At 40.2% G+C, this 21675-nt stretch carries 24 protein-coding genes, 3 tRNA genes and 4 pseudogenes; 25 read left to right on the top strand and 6 right to left on the bottom strand.

Going from position 1 to position 21675, the window contains the following annotated elements:
* Window positions 1-81: 81 nt before the first annotated feature.
* From ABR397_RS01860 to ABR397_RS01805, 13 genes and pseudogenes are all read left to right on the top strand, one after another.
* The gene (locus tag ABR397_RS01860; protein WP_350304222.1) at window positions 82-303 is read left to right on the top strand and encodes a type II toxin-antitoxin system Phd/YefM family antitoxin; all 222 of its coding nucleotides are present in this window, start codon (window positions 82-84) and stop codon (window positions 301-303) included.
* 204 nt (window positions 304-507) lie between these two features.
* A complete protein-coding gene (locus tag ABR397_RS01855) occupies window positions 508-684 on the top strand; it encodes a hypothetical protein (RefSeq protein ID WP_350304221.1) in 177 nt (58 codons plus the stop codon).
* 41 nt (window positions 685-725) lie between these two features.
* Window positions 726-878: a DUF4431 domain-containing protein gene (locus tag ABR397_RS01850; RefSeq protein ID WP_350304220.1), complete on the top strand. Its 153-nt coding sequence runs from the start codon at window positions 726-728 to the stop codon at window positions 876-878.
* 355 nt (window positions 879-1233) lie between these two features.
* Window positions 1234-1953 carry a phage tail protein gene (locus ABR397_RS01845; protein WP_350304219.1) on the top strand — a complete coding sequence of 240 codons (720 nt, stop codon included), beginning with the start codon at window positions 1234-1236 and terminating at the stop codon, window positions 1951-1953.
* Between the two features lie 350 nt (window positions 1954-2303).
* Window positions 2304-2564, top strand: coding sequence for a hypothetical protein (locus ABR397_RS01840; RefSeq protein WP_350304218.1), 261 nt, complete (start codon window positions 2304-2306; stop codon window positions 2562-2564).
* A gap of 17 nt (window positions 2565-2581) precedes the next feature.
* Window positions 2582-3064 (top strand): annotated as a pseudogene (locus tag ABR397_RS01835) (phage tail protein); the annotation flags it as partial.
* Window positions 3064-3660, top strand: coding sequence for a tail fiber assembly protein (locus tag ABR397_RS01830; RefSeq protein ID WP_350304216.1), 597 nt, complete (start codon window positions 3064-3066; stop codon window positions 3658-3660). The pseudogene ABR397_RS01835 and the gene ABR397_RS01830, both read left to right, overlap by 1 nt.
* Window positions 3661-4139: 479 nt before the next feature.
* The gene (locus tag ABR397_RS24945) at window positions 4140-4325 is read left to right on the top strand and encodes a hypothetical protein (protein ID WP_407072847.1); all 186 of its coding nucleotides are present in this window, start codon (window positions 4140-4142) and stop codon (window positions 4323-4325) included.
* Window positions 4273-4782 carry a phage tail protein gene (locus tag ABR397_RS01825; RefSeq protein ID WP_407072849.1) on the top strand — a complete coding sequence of 170 codons (510 nt, stop codon included), beginning with the start codon at window positions 4273-4275 and terminating at the stop codon, window positions 4780-4782. Before ABR397_RS24945 ends, ABR397_RS01825 begins: the two co-directional genes overlap by 53 nt.
* A 123-nt stretch (window positions 4783-4905) precedes the next feature.
* Entirely contained in the window at window positions 4906-5127 is a 222-nt protein-coding gene (locus tag ABR397_RS01820) for a hypothetical protein (protein ID WP_350304215.1), read from the top strand.
* Window positions 5128-5319: 192 nt separating this feature from the next.
* A pseudogene (locus ABR397_RS01815) lies at window positions 5320-5574 on the top strand (tail assembly protein); the annotation flags it as partial.
* A gap of 232 nt (window positions 5575-5806) precedes the next feature.
* On the top strand, window positions 5807-5956 hold the full coding sequence (locus ABR397_RS01810) for a type I toxin-antitoxin system Hok family toxin (protein WP_051225736.1): 150 nt from the start codon (window positions 5807-5809) through the stop codon (window positions 5954-5956).
* A 115-nt stretch (window positions 5957-6071) separates the two neighbouring features.
* Window positions 6072-6317 (top strand): annotated as a pseudogene (locus ABR397_RS01805) (hypothetical protein); the annotation flags it as partial.
* A gap of 276 nt (window positions 6318-6593) precedes the next feature.
* Here ABR397_RS01805 and ABR397_RS01800 read toward each other — a convergent pair.
* The 6 genes from ABR397_RS01800 to uvrY form a co-directional block, all read right to left on the bottom strand.
* Window positions 6594-6680, bottom strand: a tRNA-Leu gene (locus ABR397_RS01800).
* Between the two features lie 6 nt (window positions 6681-6686).
* Window positions 6687-6760: transfer RNA gene (locus ABR397_RS01795), tRNA-Cys, on the bottom strand.
* Window positions 6761-6807: 47 nt separating this feature from the next.
* Window positions 6808-6883 (bottom strand) — tRNA-Gly (locus tag ABR397_RS01790).
* Between the two features lie 144 nt (window positions 6884-7027).
* Window positions 7028-7576, bottom strand: a complete 549-nt coding sequence (pgsA, locus tag ABR397_RS01785; RefSeq protein ID WP_133815721.1) for a CDP-diacylglycerol--glycerol-3-phosphate 3-phosphatidyltransferase — start codon at window positions 7574-7576, stop codon at window positions 7028-7030.
* A gap of 57 nt (window positions 7577-7633) precedes the next feature.
* A complete protein-coding gene (gene uvrC / locus ABR397_RS01780) occupies window positions 7634-9466 on the bottom strand; it encodes an excinuclease ABC subunit UvrC (RefSeq protein WP_350304214.1) in 1833 nt (610 codons plus the stop codon).
* Window positions 9450-10115 (bottom strand): UvrY/SirA/GacA family response regulator transcription factor, encoded by a 666-nt coding sequence (gene uvrY / locus ABR397_RS01775; protein WP_350304213.1) that lies wholly within the window; start codon window positions 10113-10115, stop codon window positions 9450-9452. Before uvrY ends, uvrC begins: the two co-directional genes overlap by 17 nt.
* Window positions 10116-10550: 435 nt before the next feature.
* Here uvrY and ABR397_RS01770 point away from each other — a divergent pair, with 435 nt between their 5' ends.
* From ABR397_RS01770 to ilvE, 12 genes and pseudogenes are all read left to right on the top strand, one after another.
* Window positions 10551-10775, top strand: coding sequence for a DUF2594 family protein (locus tag ABR397_RS01770; protein WP_350304212.1), 225 nt, complete (start codon window positions 10551-10553; stop codon window positions 10773-10775).
* A 300-nt stretch (window positions 10776-11075) separates the two neighbouring features.
* The gene (locus ABR397_RS01765; RefSeq protein WP_021325149.1) at window positions 11076-11504 is read left to right on the top strand and encodes a universal stress protein; all 429 of its coding nucleotides are present in this window, start codon (window positions 11076-11078) and stop codon (window positions 11502-11504) included.
* Between the two features lie 305 nt (window positions 11505-11809).
* On the top strand, window positions 11810-12148 hold the full coding sequence (locus ABR397_RS01760; RefSeq protein ID WP_350304211.1) for a hypothetical protein: 339 nt from the start codon (window positions 11810-11812) through the stop codon (window positions 12146-12148).
* Between the two features lie 118 nt (window positions 12149-12266).
* On the top strand, window positions 12267-12704 hold the full coding sequence (locus tag ABR397_RS01755) for a universal stress protein (protein ID WP_350304210.1): 438 nt from the start codon (window positions 12267-12269) through the stop codon (window positions 12702-12704).
* A gap of 364 nt (window positions 12705-13068) precedes the next feature.
* Complete coding sequence (aqpZ, locus tag ABR397_RS01750; RefSeq protein ID WP_350304209.1) at window positions 13069-13764, top strand: aquaporin Z; 696 nt, start codon at window positions 13069-13071, stop codon at window positions 13762-13764.
* A gap of 290 nt (window positions 13765-14054) precedes the next feature.
* Window positions 14055-15062, top strand: coding sequence for an endonuclease (locus tag ABR397_RS01745; RefSeq protein ID WP_350304208.1), 1008 nt, complete (start codon window positions 14055-14057; stop codon window positions 15060-15062).
* 276 nt (window positions 15063-15338) lie between these two features.
* Window positions 15339-15557 (top strand): annotated as a pseudogene (locus ABR397_RS01740) (PhoH family protein); the annotation flags it as partial.
* 337 nt (window positions 15558-15894) lie between these two features.
* A complete protein-coding gene (locus ABR397_RS01735) occupies window positions 15895-16596 on the top strand; it encodes a tryptophan 2,3-dioxygenase family protein (protein ID WP_350304207.1) in 702 nt (233 codons plus the stop codon).
* A 5-nt stretch (window positions 16597-16601) separates the two neighbouring features.
* Complete coding sequence (locus ABR397_RS01730) at window positions 16602-17744, top strand: aminotransferase class V-fold PLP-dependent enzyme (RefSeq protein WP_350304206.1); 1143 nt, start codon at window positions 16602-16604, stop codon at window positions 17742-17744.
* 48 nt (window positions 17745-17792) lie between these two features.
* Entirely contained in the window at window positions 17793-19079 is a 1287-nt protein-coding gene (locus ABR397_RS01725) for a tryptophan 2,3-dioxygenase (protein WP_350304205.1), read from the top strand.
* A 9-nt stretch (window positions 19080-19088) separates the two neighbouring features.
* A complete protein-coding gene (locus ABR397_RS01720; RefSeq protein ID WP_350304204.1) occupies window positions 19089-20711 on the top strand; it encodes an FAD-dependent monooxygenase in 1623 nt (540 codons plus the stop codon).
* A 14-nt stretch (window positions 20712-20725) separates the two neighbouring features.
* Window positions 20726-21655, top strand: a complete 930-nt coding sequence (gene ilvE / locus ABR397_RS01715; RefSeq protein WP_350304203.1) for a branched-chain-amino-acid transaminase — start codon at window positions 20726-20728, stop codon at window positions 21653-21655.
* Window positions 21656-21675: the final 20 nt, after the last annotated feature.

Below are 21675 nucleotides of genomic sequence, written 5' to 3'. Positions count from 1 at the left end.
ATTGTAGCGTATAAAGATTGCATTAATTACACAAAATATGTACAAAAAATAAGTACAACTAACCAGAGAAGGAATTGAATTATGATCACGGTCACTTACAGCAGAGCTCGGGAAAACCTTGGGGTAGTCCTCGATCAAGCTATTGCTGGCGAACCAGTAGAGATAACCCGACGTAACAATGAATCCGCTATTGTGATCAGCAAAGCCAGTTTTGAAGAGTATTGTAAGGCAATGTTAAATGCGGAATTTTCACAGCTTATTGGTCAATTTGATGTAACTAACAAAGCTCTGACTAATAAATGATTAAGCACGTTACCTTGGCTGAAGTCATCGCTCTGCATGATTATCTTTTGCTGCACTATTGCGGGTATGGCCGACTCTGGTCTGAAAGAAATAAAACTATGTAGCTACGATATAGTGGCAGGATACGTAGTAATTGATTGAATATTATTCTGAAAATATAGCCCTGAATTCACAGGGTTATTTTTATTGGAAACTTAGTGAGAAATGTACAGAAGAATTGCAGCAGGTAAAACAACAGAGAACTGCCATGAAGAAGGGCAAAAATTGACTCTTGATGGTACGTTATTAAGGATTACCTATCCTGGCCCACCAAATTACGAAAACGTGGAAAACGGGGATATCCCTGAGACTTATTGGCGCTGCAACCGGATAAGACGATAGGATATGCTAAGGGTGCGCCAGAATGGGGGGAGCGTAACTTTATGCAGCTGGTAGTTCAGTCCGAATTTTATAACGAGTATCGAAGCCTTGTCGGGCATCGTGTAAGCGTAACTGGAACCATTATGTATGCGCGTTCCGGACATCACCATACACCAATCATGCTCGAAACCCAGCGGATTGAAGCTGCTAAATAATCTGGAGGTAGTAACGCAGGAAGTTCTGTTGAACAATATTAAATAAAGCCTCTATGGGGTTTATTTTTTTACTCATTGAAGTTGATGATAGATATTTATTGAATTGTCGGAAAGAGTGAAGGAAAAATAGTTTCTAGAGATTAAATATAGATTGTTGGATGTGTTTTTGACTCTAACATGTTGAATTTATTATTACTGTGATTATGTAAAAAATAATTAACTTTATAAGCAATGGGAATATATTATTATCATTTTTTTGTACTAGGTTTTAATTGGCATGAATTGCGAGAAATTGTCTATATAATAATTTAATATGTTAATTATAAAATAATGTTATTTAATTCGAGGAGGATATATGAATCCTAAGAATGATTTTAAGGCTTTTTCTATTAGTGATAATGCGAATGTAGTGAGTCAGGAAAAGTATGAAGAAAGTCAGAATTTGCAGGCAGGGTTTCCACTAGAGAATATTACTACGCATTCGTTAAATAAGGTATTACGCCAATCGTCAACAATAGCCTCTGTTGTGGCTGATTTTATTGCGATACAATCTGGTAATGATGTTTTGGATGATGGTGATACAGACAAACTCACCGTGCAATTAAACAGAGCGTTAGAACAAAAAATTTCAAGTATCTCTAACATTCCTGTTGGTTCTCCTATTCCGTGGCCGTTGCCTTATCCACCTGTTGACTATCTCATTTGTAACGGTGCATTTTTCAATAAATTACAGTATCCAAAGTTAGCAGAAGCTTATCCTGACGGCAGATTACCTGATCTAAGGGGAGAATTTATCCGTGGTTGGGACAGTGGTCGAAATGTGGATCCATCTCGTTCAATATTGTCATGGCAAGAAGGGTCTTATTTAGTACAAGAAATTAATAATCCACCTAATAATGTTGTTAACTTCTCGCTAAATAATAGAGCAGCACTAAACTGGGATGTTCCCGCCGGTAATGTGCAAGTAAATGGACGATCAGTATCAGCAACGGGAAATTTTATTGCGGGTGCAAATTTTGTTGGCGTTACTCGCCCCCGCAATATCGCATTTAACTACATAGTGAGAGCAGAATAATGACTGAATAAAAATACTCTTTACGTCATATTAGGAAAAGATGGAAGAGAAGAATAGTTTTCAGATGTTAAATGTAAACTTTGAATATATTTTCGATTCCAAAATATTTAACTACTTATTGTTATTAATTATATAAAACAGTTAATCTTATAATAAATAGGAATGCCGCATTATTATTTTTATGAACTAGACTTTGATTGATGTGAATTGCATAGGGAGTTTTTTACAATAACTTAATATGCTTATTTCATGTGAAAATTATTTAATTTAAGAGGAGTATATGAGCAAGGAAAATAATTTTAAGGCTTTATCTATTAATGATAATGCTAATGTCGTGAGTCAAGAAAGATATGAATAGAGCCAAATTCATCGATCAATTAAATTTGGGTAATAGCAATACATTAGCGGTTACACAAAAGCTTGTTCAGAAAATAATAAATTTATTACGTGAAGAAATTAATATACCTGTGGGTTCTCCTATCTCGTTGCCCTATTTTTCAGTAAAAGCTGTAAATTATTCAACTGGAGCGGAATGGTTAGCGGATTCTAGTTTTATAGGGGCGTCAAGACCACGAAACATGGTATTTAACTATATTGTAAGGGCAGCATAATGAACATATCTTTACTTGAAGAAATCCCGGTAGGAATACCTCTTCCTTGGCCGACTAACATACCACCAAATGGGTGGGCGAAATGTAATGGAGCTATCTTTGACAAATATTTATATCCAAAATTAGCGGAAGCTTATCCTAGTGGCGTATTACCCGATTTACGGGGTGAATTTATTCGTGGTTGGGATGATGGGCGTGGGGTGGACGTTAATCGATATCTACTTTCCAATCAACTGGCAGATATTGCTCCACATATTCACAGGATTGGCCGGATGTGGTCCAACTCAAATGCTGGAGCCGAGGGTTTGGGTACACCAAGCCGTATTCTCAATAGTGTCTACCAAAATGTTAACTACGGGATTGATTCTCGCGGACTAGGTATTGCTATCGGAATGGGATCTGGTGGTTTCGGTTATATGGATAATGCGGTTGCTGCTTCAACAGGAACAGAAACACGTCCGCGAAACGTAGCATTTAATTACATTGTGAGGATTGCCTGATGAATAAGGCTGTACTGGATAAAAATAATATTGCTATCAGTACCGGAAGTATCATTGTGTTTAATTACGATGCGATTACGCTGGAATATTTAAACAGTACTGATGAGTATCTTCCTGTTGGTGTCGGTCTTCCTGCTCATGCTTGCACAGATGCGCCACCTGATATTAAGGAGGGATATGTCGCTTGCCGTTCATCTGATTTAACCCATTGGCTGATTGTACCCGATTACCGTGGAAAAACAGCTTATAACAAGCAGACACGCTTGCCGCAGGAAGTTATTGAAATCGGTGAACTACCTGAAACCCTGACTTTTAAAGAACCCGTCACTGACTACGATAAGTGGGATGGTCAAGAGTGGGTAGCTGATAAAGACCTACTGAAATCCCATCAAATTGAAGAAGCCAAGCAGCAGAAAGCAACACGGTTACGACAAGCGAATGAAATATTGTCGTTACTCCAAGATTCTGTTGACTTGGAAATCTCGACAAAGTCCGAAGAAGCCGCTTTATTGGCATGGAAGAAATATCGGGTATTACTGAGCAGGGTAGATACTTCACAGGTTCCCGATGTTGAATGGCCGGAGGCGCCGGAGTGATAAACAGGGCCATTGTGGTTCTAATTGCTATTGATAGTTTTGTTAATAGATAGTCGCAGTGGAAAAATGTTTATTCAATTTTAAAAAACATATTTTGAAATCATATTATGAATGTGATTTAAATCGATAAAAAAGCTACCTGATGGCGGCTTCGGACCACCTGACAAACCTCGTTTAAAAGAACGGGGTTTGTTTCTTTTATGATGAAAAATATAGCATAGGGAGTGGCAGGAAGAGATGGAGGGAATAAAAGAAAAATAGTTTTCAGATGTTTAATATAAATTTTTGGATATATTTTTGACTCAAAAATGTTGAACTGATTATTTCTGTCATTATATAAAAAAGTTAACTTTGTAATTAATAAGGATGCCACGTTATTATTTTCCTGAACTATACTTTGATTGTCGTTAATTACAGAAGGTTGTTTTTACAACAATTCAATATATTGATTATAACATCATTTAATGTAAGGGATATATATGAGTTACAAGAGTGATTTTAAGGCTTTTTCTATTAATGATAATGCGAACGTAGTGAGTCAGAGAAAATATGAAGAAAGTGAGAGTTTGCTGGCTGGGTTTCCACCAAATGATGTTCCTACTCATATGTTAAATAAAGTATTACGTCAGGCATCAACGATATCATCTGTCGTGGCTGATTTTTAACCGGATTAAAACAGCCAATGAAATTCCTATCGGTTCTCCTATTCCGTGGCCGTTACCCCATCCACCTATTGGTTATTTCACTTGTAATGGTTCAGCTTTTAATAAATTACAGTACCCAAAATTAGCGGAAGCTTATCCTGATGGTAGATTACCTGATTTAAGAGGGGAGTTTATCCGGGGATGGGATGATGGAAGAGGGGTAGATTCATCTCGTTCATTATTGTCATGGCAGGAGGGATCTTATTTGTTACAGGATGTTAATCCAGTTAATAATGTTGTTAGTTTCTCATCTCATGATCGTGCGGCGCTAAAGTGGGATACTCCTCAAGATAAAGCTATTTCATTGGGGGCTAGGTATGTAAGTGCAAACGCATATAGATGGACTGCTAATACTGGTTTTATAGGAGTCTCAAAGCCACGCAATATCGCATTTAACTACATAGTGAGAGCAGTGTAGTGGTCTAAGAAAATTCTAATAGAGATAACCATTTATGAAAATGGTGAAAATATTTTAGAGTTTTCAACTAAAAATAACCCTTTTATAGGAAATAAAGGGTATCTACTAGATGAAATAAAATCCATGCTTAAGGATGGTAGGAAGCCAGATGTTATAAAAGCATCGGATTACCCTATGGATGTACCATCATTTGATATTTGTAGGCAGGTAATTTTAAAAAAAGATAACGGTGACGACTTAGTGCAGATGATAGAGGTCAACAAAAAAAGTGAAGTAATTGTTGCTGAATATAGTGAATATTCATTACTCAGAATGTCATGCAAAAAAGTAAAAATTATTTCCTGATGGAATTCTATGATTATCAATAATTAAATTTAGCATTAACAACCTATCTCCGGTCGGATATTTATTGGGGTTCATTTATGGCTTATATTGACGTACCAATGCGAACCATTCGTATGCACGGACCTTTAATTAAACGCTTTGGAAAAGAATTTAAATATAAAGCGTTGGATGCAAAAAAAGCAATTAATACTTGGTGCAACGGGTACTTGGGGCGGGGCTCTGGCTATGGTAGGCGCGTCAACGGCACTCGGCGGTGTTGTTCAAATGTTATCGCCACAGATGCCGGGTTTGGGAATGCGAGAGTCACCGGACAATAAATCCTCTTACGCATTTGGCGGCCCGGTTAACACAACGGTGCAGGGTAATCCGGTTGCTGTCTTGTACGGAACCCGTGAAATCGGTGGAGCTATCATTTCTGCCGGGATATATACCGAAGATCAACAGTAAATCACAAGCTAGGGATGGCTCACTATAAATAAATTCAGTAGCGTAATGTAATGGGTATATACATTTTGCTTTGGTATATTTTTGGCGGGCGCTTGGGACTATCTGTCTCTGGCGCGCTGGAGCAGATAGAAGAAAGCCCCAAATGATCTTTCAATCAATTTGAGGCCAATTCTTTATGCATAGCAACATAAGATTAGCCTCTTACACGCCGAAAGGCAAGGAGACGCTAACCATGAAACAGCAAAAAGCGATATTTATCGCCATCGTTATTTGTATTGCCGCTTTGGCGGCTGTGCTGGTCACGAGGAAGGACCTCTGTGAGGTTCGCATCCGAAGCGGTCAAACGGAGGTTGCTGTTTTCATGGATTACGAACCCAAGTAAGAGCAACGGCGGGGAGCAATCCCCGCCATCTCTGTTGTTGAGCATGGCTCTCAAGCGCCCTACCACCAGCCATTAATTGCTATCTCGTCATTTTATTCATGTCTAGCCGCTTAACAATCAGACTGAAATCACAGCAATCGGGTGTACACGACAGAGCGAAGCTAATCGGCGAGGAAGATGGATTTTACTGACCAACAACGAAGATGATGCCATATCGTTCAGTGTCGGCCTTGAGGGACAAATCCCGCTACCCGGTCACATCATCGGGGTTGCCAATAGAAATCGCGCCGGTAGAATTATCGGCGGCCGTATCAGTGCCGTGTCAGAACGTAACATCATATTAGACAGGATAGCTGATGTTAATGTCTTCTTGATTAGACCAAATGAATAAAAAATCATAAAAAGCACATTATGATTCGTTCAGATGTGTTTTTTTTATGTGAAAAATATTTTTCTGATGATGTTTTGAGGGGAAGAGATTGCCTGAAATAGATAATGTATATTTACACAGTGGTGCCAAAGTGTCGCCATTTTGCCGCCACTTTTCAATTTTTATGCCATCTCGACATTCAAAAAAGCCACCTTTCGGTGGCCTTTTCTTTTTCCCTAACTCACTGTTTTATCAGTGAATTTTATTTGGTGCCCAGGGCGGGACTTGAACCCGCACAGCCTTACAGCCGAGGGATTTTAAATCCCTTGTGTCTACCGATTTCACCACCTGGGCTGAATTTGGAGGCGCGTCCCGGAGTCGAACCGAGGTTGACGGATTTGCAATCCGCTGCATGGCCACTCTGCCAACGCGCCTTACTTATCAGCTATTAAGCTACCAATCATTATCCTAACTAGTAACTTGGAGCGGGAAACGAGACTCGAACTCGCGACCCCAACCTTGGCAAGGTTGTGCTCTACCAACTGAGCTATTCCCGCACCGCTTCGAACTGGCTGATTTACTTATTTGTTTTCGTAAATCTCATGTGCCGTTCGATGCGTTGCATTCTACTTACTTCACGTATTGAGTCAACACAATTATTGTTAGGGTGTGTTTGTTCGATGGTTTTTACGTCATTTCGATCAAGCTTCACGCAAGTCAGACCACGCCGCGTTGACATATTGAAACATTGACCAAAATGTCATCACTGTAGCAACATAAAGTAATATGAATCCACCCAGTTCGAATTCAAAATTAGGGCGCCATAATAAGGCAATTAAGGCCGCCATCTGTGCTGTTGTTTTTACCTTACCCATCCAGGAAACGGCAACGTTACTGCGCTTTCCTAATTCAGCCATCCATTCCCTGAGAGAAGAGATGATAATTTCACGTGCTATCATGGTTGCCGCGGGGAGTGTTATCCACCATGTATGATAATGCTCGGAAACCAATACTAATGCGGCGGCAACCATGATTTTGTCAGCGACAGGATCAAGAAATGCGCCAAAGCGAGTTGTCTGCTTCCAAAGACGGGCAAGAAAGCCGTCAAACCAGTCTGTCGCCGCAGCGACAACAAAAATTATGGCACAGACCATCGGCGCCCATTTGAATGGCAAATAAAATGCCAGAACAAAAAATGGGATCAGGGCGATACGGAATAGGGTGAGCCATGTTGGTATATTTAATTGCATAGTGCTTCTTAACTATCTGGCTATAGTGGAATTTATAAGTATGGTGCATCAATGCACCTAGTGTTTCAATGCATTATGAATTTTTTCTGCTAATGCATAGGAAATAGTCGGTACTTTTGCGATCTCTTCGACACTTGCGTTGCGTAAAGGCTGTAACCCCCCCATATATTTCAGTAACATTTGCCGGCGTTTTGGACCAACACCGGCAATAGATTCCAGCGTACTGGTTTTTCTCACTTTATCTCTCCGCTGGCGGTGCCCCGTTATCGCATGGTTATGTGATTCGTCACGGATATGTTGAATCACATGCAGGGCCGGTGAGTCCGGTGGCAGCGCCATACCTTCACCTTCTGCCGCGAAAAATAGCGTTTCAAGCCCGGCTTTGCGATCACTTCCTTTGGCAACGCCTATCAATTGTGGGCGTGTTTTGTCCCATTCAACATCAAGAGACTGGAATACATCTATTGCCTGAGCTAATTGCCCTTTACCGCCATCAATAAAAATAATGTCGGGGATTTTTGATTCATCCAATGCCTTTCCGTATCGACGGCGCAATACTTGATTCATGGCAGCGTAATCATCACCGGGCGTGATGCCACTAATATTATAGCGCCGATATTCAGAACGTAGTGGGCCATTACTGTCAAAAACAACACAAGATGCAACAGTTTGTTCCCCCATAGTGTGACTGATATCAAAACATTCCATTCTCTGAATTTTTACCAACTGAACTAAATGGGCGAGAGATTCTAGTCTTTGGTGAATGGTGGATTGTTGAGATAAGCGGGTAATCAACGCTGTTGCTGCATTTGTCCGGGCGAGCTTCAGATAACGAGCCCTATCTCCGCGAGGGCGGGTTTGAATATGAATTTTTCGACCAGATATTTCAGATAAAGAATCAGATAAAATATCTTTCTCTTGCAGAGCAAAATCCAGCAAAATTTCTGATGGCAAAGTCCGGTTTTGGCTACCTTGTAAATAAAATTGACCAAGAAATGTTTGCACAATCTCGTCGGGTTTTGTTCCGGCGGGTATTTTAGGGTAATAACTTCGGCTTCCCAGTACTTTGCCCTGACGTATAAACAGGACATGCAGACACGCCATGCCCGTTTCAAATGCAATGCTGATAACATCCAAGTCGTCGTCTGTGCCTGAAACAAATTGTCTTTCAGTGACCTGACGAACGGTTTGAATTTGATCGCGATATCTTGCAGCATCTTCAAACTTCAGTTGCTGGCTGGCTTCTTCCATTCGGCTAATCAATTTGGTTAAAACTTGCTGATCTTTGCCTGAAAGGAACAGGCGAATATAATCAACTTGTTGTTGATATTCTTCTTCACTTACCAACCCGTTAACGCAAGGTCCAAGACATCGGCCAATTTGATATTGAAGGCATGGCCGGGAGCGATTGCGGTAGACACTGTCCTCACATTGCCGGATAGGAAAAAGTTTTTGCAGTAAGATTAATGATTCACGTACTGCATAAGAGCTTGGAAATGGGCCAAAGTATTCACCTTTAGAATGTTTAGCGCCCCGATACATTGTCAGTCGCGGGTGTTTATCTGCGCTGAGAAAAATATAAGGATAAGATTTATCATCTCGCAGTAAAACGTTATATCGGGGCTGATAAAGCTTGATGTAATTATGCTCCAGTAACAACGCTTCGGTTTCTGTATGTGTGACAGTAACGTCTATTTGAGCAATGTTTTTAACCAGCGATTCGGTTTTACGGCTGGCGACCTGCGCCCGAAAATAACTGGAAAGCCGCTTTTTTAAATCTTTAGCTTTACCGACATAAATAACCGTTCCCGAGGTGTCATACATACGATAAACACCAGGCTGACTGGTTACTGTTTTTAAAAATGCTTTTGAATCAAATTGTTCCGTCACTATTTAACAGACTCTCTGTGTCGAACAGCCCATAACGTATTGCCATATGTGTTAATTCTACATCACCGTTGATATTGAGTTTACTAAACATTCTATAGCGATAGCTATTGATGGTCTTGGGGCTGAGGTTAAGTTGTTCAGAGATATCACTCACTTTTTGTCCTTTTGTGATCATCAGCATAATCTGTAATTCACGATCAGACAGGCAACTGAGTGGATTATCTGTCTGTGGGTTAATTTGGCTAAGGGCCATCTGTTGTGCAATATCGGGTGCGATATAGCGCTGCCCGGCATTAACCGTACGAATCGCATTGACCATATCCTGAGGGGTAGAGGCTTTACTGAGATACCCTCTGGCGCCTGCCTGCATCACCTTCATCGGTAATGGATTTTCAGTATAGATAGTCAACATAATTACCCGAACATCAGGATGGTAACGCAGGATTCTTTTTGTTGTCTCCAGGCCACCGATGCCTGGCATATTCATATCCATTAACACGATATCTACTTTATTCGTCCGGCACCATTTTATCGCGTCTTCACCACAATTGACTTCTCCTGTAACTGTTATCCCTTTCACGTCATCAAGAATACGTTTTACACCAACCCTGACCAATTCATGATCATCGACTAACAAAACATTTATCAAAAAAGTATCTCCAACTGGCCCTATGCTCATACATGAGCTTTCATTGATATTGCTTGTGAATTAAATTTGTTTCAGAAGAGTGAACTTCAGTAATCTATTTTTTGATTTTTAGTAAAAATTATATAAAACAATAGAATAGATAAATTATCGCAAAAATTCATCAGGAATGTGAATATTATACTTATATCTCTCAAAGACAAAAGAGAATTATCTTATATGGTAACATGTATTATTTATTTAAAACAATAACATCCCGCATATTCTGATTATCATAGAATTAATAACTGAAAAAATAGTTATAAAATAAATGATTTTAACAATTTCCCAACATTTATTTTTGTAGATATATTTACCATATGTATAAAAATAGGGGCTGGATTATGTGATATAATTATTATTTTCATGACGTAATTAGTACTTAAGCAGGTAACGACTATGGGTAACATTGATTTGGCTTCATCTTCCGATATCGAAATCTTGGCAACAGAAGTGACATGTTTAAAAATGTTGTTGGCTTCGGTTCTTAAAACGCTGGGGCAAGCTAATGCCGGGAAAGTTATACTGAACGTGGAGCGTGCTATTGCAGAAATGGGCGATGAAACACAAGCTAAGATATTTGAAAATACCGTCCAGCAAATAAAAGTGTTATACCGGCAGTAAAATAGGCTTCAGGGGTTGACGTTATTGCCCCTGTACATGTCACTTTTGGCATACCTTAAAAACGCGATAGAGAAAGGATAGGTAAGCAGGTGTGATAGGTGAAAAATCCTTAATCTATAATCATTGATGACAAACAGTAATAGATTTATTATTATCATGATGATTGATTTTTATTTTTATAAATATTTTTTCTTTTTATCATTGTTTTCGTTTGATTAAATAACTCATAGTAATTAACCAGATATAGAGTATACTAAATTGTAGTAGTCTGGTTTGGTATGTAAATATAGGAGAGTGCATATGTACAAAACTATTTTAGTACCGGTAGATATTTCAGAAGATGAACTAACGAGTAAAGCGGTTAAGCATGCACTGTCTTTAGCTAAAGAAACGGGTGCGCAGCTCCATATACTTCATGTGTTGCCAATCTCATCGGCGATTGTTAATGCATATTCATTAGGATATGAGGAAATTAGGGATAAAGCGACAATTAAAGCAGAAGATGATTTAAAAGTGCTGCTTGATAAGATGGATATTCCTGATGATAAGCTATCCTATTCCATTGCATTTGGTTCACCAAGAGACGAAATAACCGCAACTGCTATAGAAATTAATGCTGATCTTATTGTTATTGGATCAAGGAGACCCAATATCACAACGCATTTATTAGGATCTAATGCAGCAGGCGTTGTCAAATACTCGAAAATATCTGTTTTGGTTATCAGGTAAGATAGCTGAAATTTAGAGCCTATCCCAGTAGGCGTAATTGTTGCAGACTGTTCTTGTGAATGAACAGTGAGCATAGACAGTGTTCAGAAAACCGGGGCGTATACGGAGTACGTGAGGAGTGTTCGCTCTTTTTGACAAAATGGTAAATAAAATAGCCCTAATGGGATGGGCTCTTAATTAGGTAAATTGGTAAGCCATCTTAGTATGGCTTACCATTAGTTAAAACTGTTTAGTAAATCTTGATTTGGCTTCATTTTCATTGAGATTGCATGTGACTGTGCAGAATTATTGCGGATGAAATAATTATGGAAAAATTTACTGATAAACTGATTCGTCTGGATCATTTTCTATGGCGAGTGGCGCGTTTTTACCTTATCGCCGCCACATTTTTCTTTATTGGAATAATTCCGGGTGTGTTGGGTTTTTACCTGATAGAAGGGCACTCATTTTCTGAGTCTTTGCTTAACGCCTTATCTATGCTTGGAGCACAGGGGTTAGATCCTGCCCCTGTTAGTTTGCCTGGTAAATATTTTATTGCGATATATGGGTTATTTCTGGAAAGTGTGTTCTTGATTACTTTAGGGCTTGTTGTAACACCGTTCATCCACCGGATATTACACAAATGGCATCTTGACGTTGAGTAATGAAAAATGAGTTACACAGTAATTTGTTTGATTTAGTTAAACAACTCACAGCAAATAATGGAATATTTTATATACTCATTGAAGTAGTTCGGTTTGGTATATAAATATAGGAGTGCATATGTACAAGACTATTTTAGTGCCGGTGGAAATTTCAGAAGATGAATTGACCGATAAAGCGATTGCACATGCAGAGTATTTGGCTAAGTTGTCTAATGCCAATATACATCTTTTCCATTCCATTCCTGATGTACCGAGATTTTCAGTTAGTTATAGTTATCATTATGACTTGATCAACTCTTTTGCCAAGAAATCTATTGCAAGATCAGAAGAAGAACTGGCAAAAGTTGTTGAAAAAATAAACTTACCAAAAGAGCGGATCTCTTTCTCTGTCGCTTTTGGATCACCAAGAGACAAAGTATTATCAACAGCAAATGAGATTAAAGCCGATTTAATTATCATTGGCTCCAGGCGACCTAATATTTCGACGCATTTATTAGGTTCAAATGCTTCAGGAATTGTCGGATATGCGAATATTTCCGTTTTGGTAGTCAGGTAAGTTATTTATTTAGTAGTGAAAAGACTATCTTCTGTATTGTACCCATTGTTTAATATATATTGAGCTATTCAATACTTATGTGATAATCCGGTGCCTATATTCTGCACCGGATTTTTATATTTTAAAAAGAATGTTAAGTTTATTTTGGAGATAATTGATTTTAAATTATCCATATTTAATCGAAAAGTTGATCCAATAGGGTAAATTATACATTGAATATTGTGTTTAAAGTGAATGCGGTATAAATATATCTAACTAATCAGCAAGTTATGTGGTTGTGTCAAAAATAAGCATGATTTTCATTTATTGGCTATAGTTAATTCCAGTCAGGTGACTCTATTCGATAACTGGGTGAGGATAAAATATGTTAAAAAAGCTAACGGCTGAATTGCTTGGGACATTCGTGCTGGTTTTTGGGGGATGTGGTAGTGCTGTATTAGCTGCTGGATTTCCTGAATTAGGTATTGGCTTTGTTGGTGTCTCTTTAGCATCTGGTTTAACCATTGTGGCGATGGTGTATGCGGTAGGACATATTTCTGGCGGGCACTTTAATCCTGCGGTGACAATTGGCCTTTGGGCGGGGGGACGTTTTAGGGCCGCAGAAATTATTCCTTATATTATTTCTCAAGTTATAGGCGGTATTCTTGCGGCAGCTGTGTTGTATGTTATTGCCAGCGGACAAGCTGGTTTTGATGCGACAGCCAGTGGTTTTGCATCCAATGGTTATGGTGAGCATTCACCTGGTGGATTTTCACTTCAGTCAGCTATTATTGCTGAAGTTGTTTTGACGGCTATTTTCTTGCTTGTCATTATTGGTGTAACAGATAAACGAGCCTATGCGGGTTTTGCGCCATTAGCAATAGGTTTGGCGTTGACTTTAATTCACTTGGTCAGTATTCCTGTTACAAACACCTCGGTTAACCCGGCACGAAGCACTGCTGTTGCTATATTCCAGAATACCTGGGCTTTAGAGCAGTTATGGCTATTCTGGGTTATGCCGATTATTGGCGGGATTGTGGGTGGTGTTGTCTACAGGTTACTGCTCGCTGAAAAACAATGATTTTTACTGGTGGAGTGACTTTGCTTTAAGGCCACGCGATAGCGTGGCCTCTGTATATTAACCACTGCTCAATAATGCAATAACCTCCCTTTTATTGTTCGTTTTAACATCAATAATCTTTTGTCAGGTAAAATTAATGTGGTATCTCAACCTGCTTGTTAGATAGTCTTTCGTTTTAAAAGGAGCGTTTAGGAAGAAATGCAAATAAACAATATTTGTCTTATAGGTCGATTATGAGGCAACATAAAAGGGAAAGATCAAAATGATATTTTGAATAATAGGGTATGTCATTGAAACGAAAAATTAATTTTTTGGCGATTTATATTGGGTGTTTAAGTTTAATTGTTCCTTTATCTTCTTTTGCCGTTCCGGCTACATTTGAACAAGCTAAAACTGAACTGCGTCATCATGTTTATCATGATCAATTTAGATCAAAGACGGGAACATTGTATTGTGGCTGTCATTGGCAGTGGACGGGGAAGAGTGGGGGACGTGTCAATCTGTCTTCGTGTGGTTATCAAATCAGGTCACAACAGAATCGGAATCGGGCCGAACGGATTGAATGGGAACATATTGTTCCTGCCTGGGTTTTTGGGCATCAGCGGCAGTGTTGGCAAAAGGGAGGCAGGAAAAATTGTGTATCCACAGATCCGGTTTTCAGGGCAATGGAATCGGATATACATAATTTGTCTCCATCCATTGGTGAGGTTAACGGTGATCGCAGTAATTTCAGTTATGGAATGTTGCCAAAGAATAAACCGAATGATTATGGTGTTTGTACTAGCAAAGTCGATGCTAAATCTCGCACGTTCGAGCCGCGGGATGCAGTAAAAGGGCAAATTGCCCGGATCAATTTTTATATGCACGATCGTTACAACCTTTCTATGTCGCGTCAACAGCAGCAGTTATTTATGGCCTGGGATCGTCAATATCCACCAAATCAATGGGAACGGGAGAGAGATAACCGAATTGCCGGCATTATGGGGCATCATAATCCTTTTGTTACCGGTGAGCAGAAATGGGAATTATGGCATAAGAATTCAGCTATTGGTGTTTCACCCGCAGAGCAGAGAAAGGGGCAGGGAAAGCGTAATCAAACAGATACTCAGAAAAAACGAGTGTCATCTGATTCGTCACATACAGGATTAATCAAAGGTAATAACAATAGCAAAATTTATCATTTCTCTCATTGTCCAGGATATAAGGGGATTTTGGAGAAGAATGCTATTTATTTTCAAACAGAAGCTGAAGCAAAAAATGCTGGCTTCCGATTGGCTGGAAATTGTAAGCGTACTTAACAATACAGATAATTAACTATTGTTCTGTTGTCAGCAGCAGGCATCTTAATAAAATGGTTGCCATAGGGTGAAAAAAGATTACCTCAGATAGTGACTTTCTTACCCAATGGCAACCGAATATCGTAGTAAATAGATCAACACTTGCCAACAACAGCTATAAGTTAAAATTCCCATAAAAATAAACAGACAATACTATCGATTATTTTTAATGGAAAGTTTTTGGCTTATTTGTCATAACGTAAAGATTGTCATTATATTGTCATGATGATTCGTTAGTTGCGGCCTGAAATTAGTAAAGTAGAAATTGTCCCTTTTGCCTATATGCGTGGCCGAACGTTTGAAAATGCATTCGTGATCTTGGATGAAGCTCAGAATGTGACGATCAACCAGATGAAAATGTTTCTGACCCGGCTTGGGGAAAATGTCACGGTGATTGTGAACGGCGATATAAGCCAGTGTGATTTGCCTGCCGGAGTGACGTCAGGATTGCGTGATACCCCATGCTCTGTGCATAACGGCCACTGCGGTCGGGATGCAGCTCACGAATTGCGCATCCTTATCCTTTGCAGCGCTTTTACGCCAAACTTGAAAAACAGCGGCGTAAAAATAGGAAGAGAGAGAAAAAGCGGAAATAGGTGATCACAATCACCGAAATACGCATTAGGTTATTTATATGTGTGTTTTTTGTTATTTTTATTGTTTTTTTATGTTGCGATTTCTCGCTATTTTATATACATTGACACCCGTTAGAGTTATTAATTCACTACATTGACGGCTGATATTTTGCAAATAAAAGGCTGTCTTTGATCCGTTTTTGAGAAGGAGAAAGAACGTGATAGGAAATAGGGATTATTCAACAAGTGTACTGTCTGGTGAAGGGGATAGCGATTATGAGAAGTATATGCGCATTCCTGCGCTGCTCAATTTGCAAGTAACGCCAGAAGAGATGCTCCACCGCGATGAATTATTATTTCAGGTGGTTCATCAATCTACTGAGCTTTGGCTGAAACTGAGCAATAATGAGTTAGCTGAAGCGATAAAAAAGCTATCCAAGAAAGACTTTGTTGCTGCAACTGAATTAATTAAGCGGTCCAGCTATCCTATTGAGTTAATTACTAAGCAACTCGAAATGTTCAAATACATGACTCCGTATGACTTTCAGAAAGTCAGACCTGCATTAGGCAACGGCTCAGGCTTCGAATCTCCAGGCTGGAGGCGGTTGCAATCAGTTGGGCGGGAACTCCATCAAACTTTTATTCGTATTGTTAAATCTATGAGTATCGACCTGATGGGCGTTTATACCGAGGAAGACAAGTCGCCGCTTTATTTCCTAATGGAGGAGATGGTGAGCTGGGATGAAATGGTCAGTTTATGGCGCAGCAGACATTATAAAATCGCAATACGTACTATCGGACTTAACACGATAGGCACCAAGGGAACTCCGGTTGAAAAACTGACGGTGCTGATGAATAAGCAATTCTTTCCAGAACTGTGGGAATTGCGTACCGAAATGACTAATGCCAACAGTTACTAGTCGCTATGTATTCACCTCAAGCATTTCGGGACAATTATTTTAGCGGGTTGCATGGCCTTGTTCATCTTGCCAGTTGTAGTATTTCTCCTCGTTCTCAGTTCCTTGATGCAGCGATGGAAACGATGCTAGGTGATATGGCAAAAAATGAGCTGGCGTGGGTGTATTTCGAGCAGCAAACCGAACAGGCCAGGCGCTTGTTTGCTGAGTTTATAGGCGCAGATGCATCACAAATAGCGATTTTGCCAAACGCAACGATAGCTGCTTATCAGGTTATTTCAACGCTAGTAGCCAATTACGGAGAACAAATTCTTTGTACGGAAGATGAATTTCCGTCTCTGTCCCATGTTTGGTTGCAACAAGCGAATCGTGGACTCGTCACGCGTTGCATAGAAAGTCAGGTTTCAGACGAAAGTTTTGTCGCCATTACCCGCGCAATGTTGGGCAGCAATACATGTTTAGTTTCAGTACCGTTAGCCAGTTTCCGCACAGGTAGACGATACCCGGTCGAATTAATAACAGAACTCGCTAATCAATCACAAGTTCCAATATTAGTCGATGCATACCAAGGGCTAGGCGCTGAAAAAATTAATGTCAGTGAATTGAATTGTGATTACCTGATCTGCGGCAGCATGAAGTACATGTTAGGTTTGCCAGGTATTGCATTCCTTTATGTAAAAGATGGCATTCGTAACACCGTTGCACTGGGGCTGACTGGATGGCAAGGACGTAAAGAGCCATTTGCTTTTAACCCATCGTTGGTGGATTTCCCCGATTGCGCCAAACGATTTGAAACCGGAACTCCCGCTGTGCCCGCGCTTTATGCGGCAAGCAGCGCCTTAACTGCGCTTTTGACTTTAGATTTTGAGCAAGGTCGGCTGCATATTCAGACATTAGTTGAACTTGCTATCGACATTTTGGAAAAAGGCGACGTGACAATCGTAAAGGTCCCCGGAACATTATTTTCGGCGCATATTGCTTTACTTGTTCCAAATGTTCCTGCATTGGACAGGTACTTAAAGCAGCACAAGATAATTACAAGCCCGCGAGGTGAGATGCTCAGACTTGCGTTTCATCACTTTAATACGGCAGACGAAGTTGTTCAAACATGTAGATTGATTTGCGCGTACTTCAAAACCCAAATATGGTGAATATAGGTTAATTATTTCAATAAATTATAATAAAAGGAAAGTTTTACTGTGCTGGATATATTAGAACTTGAGCATCCAAAATTTACTAGTTTGCTTTGTGATTACAGTGATTCAGAAAAAATCACTATTAATCTTAGCATTCACACCATATTGCGGTTTGCCAAGGAAAATAAAACAACCTTCCCATATCAGGATGTTGTTCGCATGTATCATAAGACAGGTAAACATTTCGTTCCTGAATATTTTCTCGAGCTGTTGAATATTATTAGAAAAGAGTGCGCAAAATTAAACAGTGAGGAAATCGAGCAAGTCACACGTTTTTTGAATGTCTTGTTGGATAAATACGACGGTACTTATGACTACCGCTCTTATCTGGCGCTTGAACTGTTAAACATGCCTGATGACCAGACAGAGATTAAAGCATACGCAGAAGCGCAATCCCACATTGACCGTATGACGTTGCTGCTTACAGCGGATCTACTCAAATTTGAACTTGGCGGGTTAGAAACAGAGGAAAATTTCAGACATCAGTTGCCAGAACGTACTTTAGTTGAAAAACGTTGTGTTATGGCTTTAAAAGCGGTGACTCCATACGTACAACGGGCTAAGTTGTCCTATATTTCATCGGAATGTGTTATCGAATCAGCAAAACATTTTATTGCCGCAGTAGAGCAAAGGAAAACACACAACGATGAGCAAATGCTGATGACAACTAATTTACCTGTCTATCTCATTCACGACGAATATATGTTCATTCGGGTCTTACAAACGTTCGAATACACTTTCTCTTGGATTGCAGTTGGTTTGAGGGCGGCAATTGAAGCTTGCACTGATTCGCCTAGCCAGACAAGTATTCTGGTTGAAAGTTGCGAGAAAAAAATTAAAGAAGCCATCGGTTTTTTCCATTTACTGTCTTCTATGCGTGCAGAATCCTTTAAGGTGTTTCGTGCATATACTGAAGGCGCAAGCGCGATCCAATCAAGAAACTACAAGCGTATTGAATCACTATGCAGACAACCGGATGAGGATCGGTTGAACTCTATTGCTTACGGCTCTGTCCCTGAAGTTCAAGAAAAACTGTTGGCGCGGCCAAATAACTTAGACCTTGCATTGAGTCAAGCGCAACAGAGTGGTCGTTTCGATAGCAACGACTTTGGTGAGGTCAAACAAGCCATGAAAAGTTTTGCTACGACGTTGAAACGTTGGAAGCAAACCCATTATGGTCTTGCGATGAAGATGTTGGGTGAGGGCTCGGGTACTGGTTACACGGAAGGCACTCCTTACTTGGCTTCTGTCAAAGACATTCCTGTTTTTGAAACCCAGCTTGATAAGTAGATTACTAAGATGAATAGTTCAAATAAAACCAAGATTGCTATTATTGGCGCAGGTCCAGTTGGCCTGATTTTATCAGCTCGACTGGCTTCATTCGGTATTACGAGCATCGTGATGGATAAAGCCTCTTATCTGCTTCGAAAAGGTTCTAAAGCCTGCCTGATCCACGGCGATGCGCTAGAAGTACTTGATAAAGTCGGGTGTGGAGAACAGATTGCAAAAGAAGGGATTCATTGGCGGATAGCGCACACCTATATTCGAAATGTTGAAAGGATCACCCAAGAATACCCCGAACGTCCGGGTTATGGTGAATTTGTCAATATTTCCCAATACCGTATAGAGCAAGAGCTCGTTAAGCTGTTGGAAGCTAATCCCCTATGTGAACTCAGGTGGTCAAGTGAAGTCGTTGGTTATTCACAACAACAGGACAAGGTTAAGCTAGAGGTAAAACACTGTACCGGAACAGAGACCCTAGAATTTGATTATGTAATTGCCTGCGATGGAGTTAGAAGCACGTTACGCGATCTGACAGGGGTTAACTTTACCGGATACACTCACCAAGATCGTTTTTTAGTTACTGATATTAAAGCAAATATTGCTTTAACCAAAGAACGTCACTTTCATTTTGATCCTCAGTTTAATCCAGGCCGTCAGTTGGTGATGCATCCTCAGCCCGACAATATATGGCGTATCGACTGGCAATTGCCTCCAGATGCGGATATTGAAGCTGAAAAGAAAAATGGTCAACTAGACAAGCGTATCAAGTCTGTCATCGGTGATATTCCGTATCAGATTGACTGGATCAGTACCTATCGTTTTAACCAGCGAGTCGTGGAGAAGTTCAGACTCAATCGACTGTTTTTTGCTGGTGATGCGGCTCACTCATTTCCACCTTATGGCTCTCGCGGCATGAACAGCGGGATTCAAGACGCAGACAACCTGGCATGGAAATTGGCGCTAGTAATTAGAGGAAGCGCAGGGGATGAATTGTTGGATACTTATCATGAGGAAAGGTTCCTTGCAGCGAAAGAGAATTTGAGACTGACGGAAGCCACGATACAGTTCATGGTTCCGCCAACACCTTTGAAGCAAATCTGGCGTGACACCGTGCTGCGAATTTCAGAAGTCTGGAAACCGTTTCGTAAGCAAGTGAATCACGGGAAAATGACAGAACCTTTTACCTACGAATCTTCTAGTTTGATTGATTATAACCATCGGACACCCTATGTCGGTGCGTTCGCTCCGGATGTAGTGGTTTATATCGACGGAAAAAAAAGCCGCTTACGTAAGTTGTTCGGGGAAGGGTTTGTTTGTCTTTTTTGCGCAGACCCAAATAGGGTGAAGCAGTATTTAAATAAGCAAAGCCACACCTATAATGGTTTGGATTTTAGTTTGGTTACTGCTGTACCAAAAGGATATTTCTCGCCAAAAGTGGACGAGAGACTTATCAGTGTTACTTACGACGATATTCTGTTTTTTGAAACCCTGACAGAAAAACAAGATTCATTGTTTGTTATCCGTCCTGATGGCCATTTAGCCGGACATTACCTGCTTGATAACGCACCGTCTCTTAGTTTAATCCTGGAAAAAGTCAGTGGTACTGATTCCTTAACGTTTCAGCGTGAAGCATCATAAACGGAGATTAACTTATGTCGTCTACCCACAATACGCCAGAATTCGCATGGCTAAATGGTGAATGCGTGCCTTGGGAAAAGTGTACCTTACATGCCAGAACGCAGGGCGCTTTTTGGGGCGCAAATGTTTTTGAAGGTGTGCGAGTCTATTGGAATAAAACGGATAAGCAAATGTATATGTATCGGATACGAGAGCATATCAAGCGCCTGCGCGATTCCATGAAGTGTGTTGACATGCCTGTCACTTTCACAGATCAAGAGATTGTTGAAGCTTGCATCGACCTAGTACGAAAAAACAACTTTAAGCAACATGTGCATCTGGTTATCGCGCCTTATTTTGCGATGGGGAAAAACTTCGATCCACTTATTTATACCGAAGACACGGGTATGCATATTACAGCATTACCTATGCCAAGGTCTGCGCGTTATGACACAGGGATGACGGCTTCGTTTTCAACTTGGAGACGAATCAGTGACGATTCAATGCCGCCGAGGATTAAAACAGGAGCAAATTACCATAATAGCCGCTTAGCTCAGCATGAAGCGATGCGAAATGGTTTTGATACTGCGTTTTTTCTAAATCACAGAGGCACTGTGGCTGAAGGCCCTGGATCTTGCATCATGATGGTCAAAAATAACCGACTGATCACGCCGCCAGGTTCAGCAGGCGTACTTGAAGGGATTACGGTAGATAGCATTATAAGACTAGCGAAGGATAAGCTTTTGGTTGAATGTGAACGAAGAGAAATTGATCGTACCGAGTTGTATTTGGCTGATGAAGTTTTCACCTGTGGCACTCTCGCTGAAATCGTTCCTGTGATTAGTGTTGACCGAAAGTCTATTGGGGACGGGCGTCCTGGTTTGATGACCCGTAAGCTTCAGGTTGCTTATGAAGACGAGGTGATGTCGAATTCGACATCTGAATATTCAACCCCTGTCTATTAAACCCATAATAAGAATAAGGA

The sequence above is a fragment of the Photorhabdus viridis genome, from assembly GCF_040256935.1.
Lineage (GTDB): Bacteria > Pseudomonadota > Gammaproteobacteria > Enterobacterales > Enterobacteriaceae > Photorhabdus > Photorhabdus viridis.
This window is presented reverse-complemented; position numbering and strand designations above follow the sequence as displayed.

Coding starts and splice junctions, on each gene's coding strand:
- ABR397_RS24945 (WP_407072847.1), top strand. CDS start 4,140: ATGAGTTACAAGAGTGATTTTAAGGCTTTTTCTATTAATGATAATGCG.
- ABR397_RS01820 (WP_350304215.1), top strand. CDS start 4,906: ATGCTTAAGGATGGTAGGAAGCCAGATGTTATAAAAGCATCGGATTAC.
- ABR397_RS01810 (WP_051225736.1), top strand. CDS start 5,807: ATGAAACAGCAAAAAGCGATATTTATCGCCATCGTTATTTGTATTGCC.
- ABR397_RS01840 (WP_350304218.1), top strand. CDS start 2,304: ATGAATAGAGCCAAATTCATCGATCAATTAAATTTGGGTAATAGCAAT.
- ABR397_RS01845 (WP_350304219.1), top strand. CDS start 1,234: ATGAATCCTAAGAATGATTTTAAGGCTTTTTCTATTAGTGATAATGCG.
- ABR397_RS01720 (WP_350304204.1), top strand. CDS start 19,089: ATGAATAGTTCAAATAAAACCAAGATTGCTATTATTGGCGCAGGTCCA.
- ABR397_RS01770 (WP_350304212.1), top strand. CDS start 10,551: ATGGGTAACATTGATTTGGCTTCATCTTCCGATATCGAAATCTTGGCA.
- ABR397_RS01855 (WP_350304221.1), top strand. CDS start 508: ATGTACAGAAGAATTGCAGCAGGTAAAACAACAGAGAACTGCCATGAA.
- ABR397_RS01830 (WP_350304216.1), top strand. CDS start 3,064: ATGAATAAGGCTGTACTGGATAAAAATAATATTGCTATCAGTACCGGA.
- ABR397_RS01755 (WP_350304210.1), top strand. CDS start 12,267: ATGTACAAGACTATTTTAGTGCCGGTGGAAATTTCAGAAGATGAATTG.
- ABR397_RS01860 (WP_350304222.1), top strand. CDS start 82: ATGATCACGGTCACTTACAGCAGAGCTCGGGAAAACCTTGGGGTAGTC.
- ilvE (WP_350304203.1), top strand. CDS start 20,726: ATGTCGTCTACCCACAATACGCCAGAATTCGCATGGCTAAATGGTGAA.
- aqpZ (WP_350304209.1), top strand. CDS start 13,069: ATGTTAAAAAAGCTAACGGCTGAATTGCTTGGGACATTCGTGCTGGTT.
- pgsA (WP_133815721.1), bottom strand. CDS start 7,576: ATGCAATTAAATATACCAACATGGCTCACCCTATTCCGTATCGCCCTG.
- ABR397_RS01765 (WP_021325149.1), top strand. CDS start 11,076: ATGTACAAAACTATTTTAGTACCGGTAGATATTTCAGAAGATGAACTA.
- ABR397_RS01760 (WP_350304211.1), top strand. CDS start 11,810: ATGGAAAAATTTACTGATAAACTGATTCGTCTGGATCATTTTCTATGG.
- ABR397_RS01850 (WP_350304220.1), top strand. CDS start 726: ATGCAGCTGGTAGTTCAGTCCGAATTTTATAACGAGTATCGAAGCCTT.
- ABR397_RS01730 (WP_350304206.1), top strand. CDS start 16,602: ATGTATTCACCTCAAGCATTTCGGGACAATTATTTTAGCGGGTTGCAT.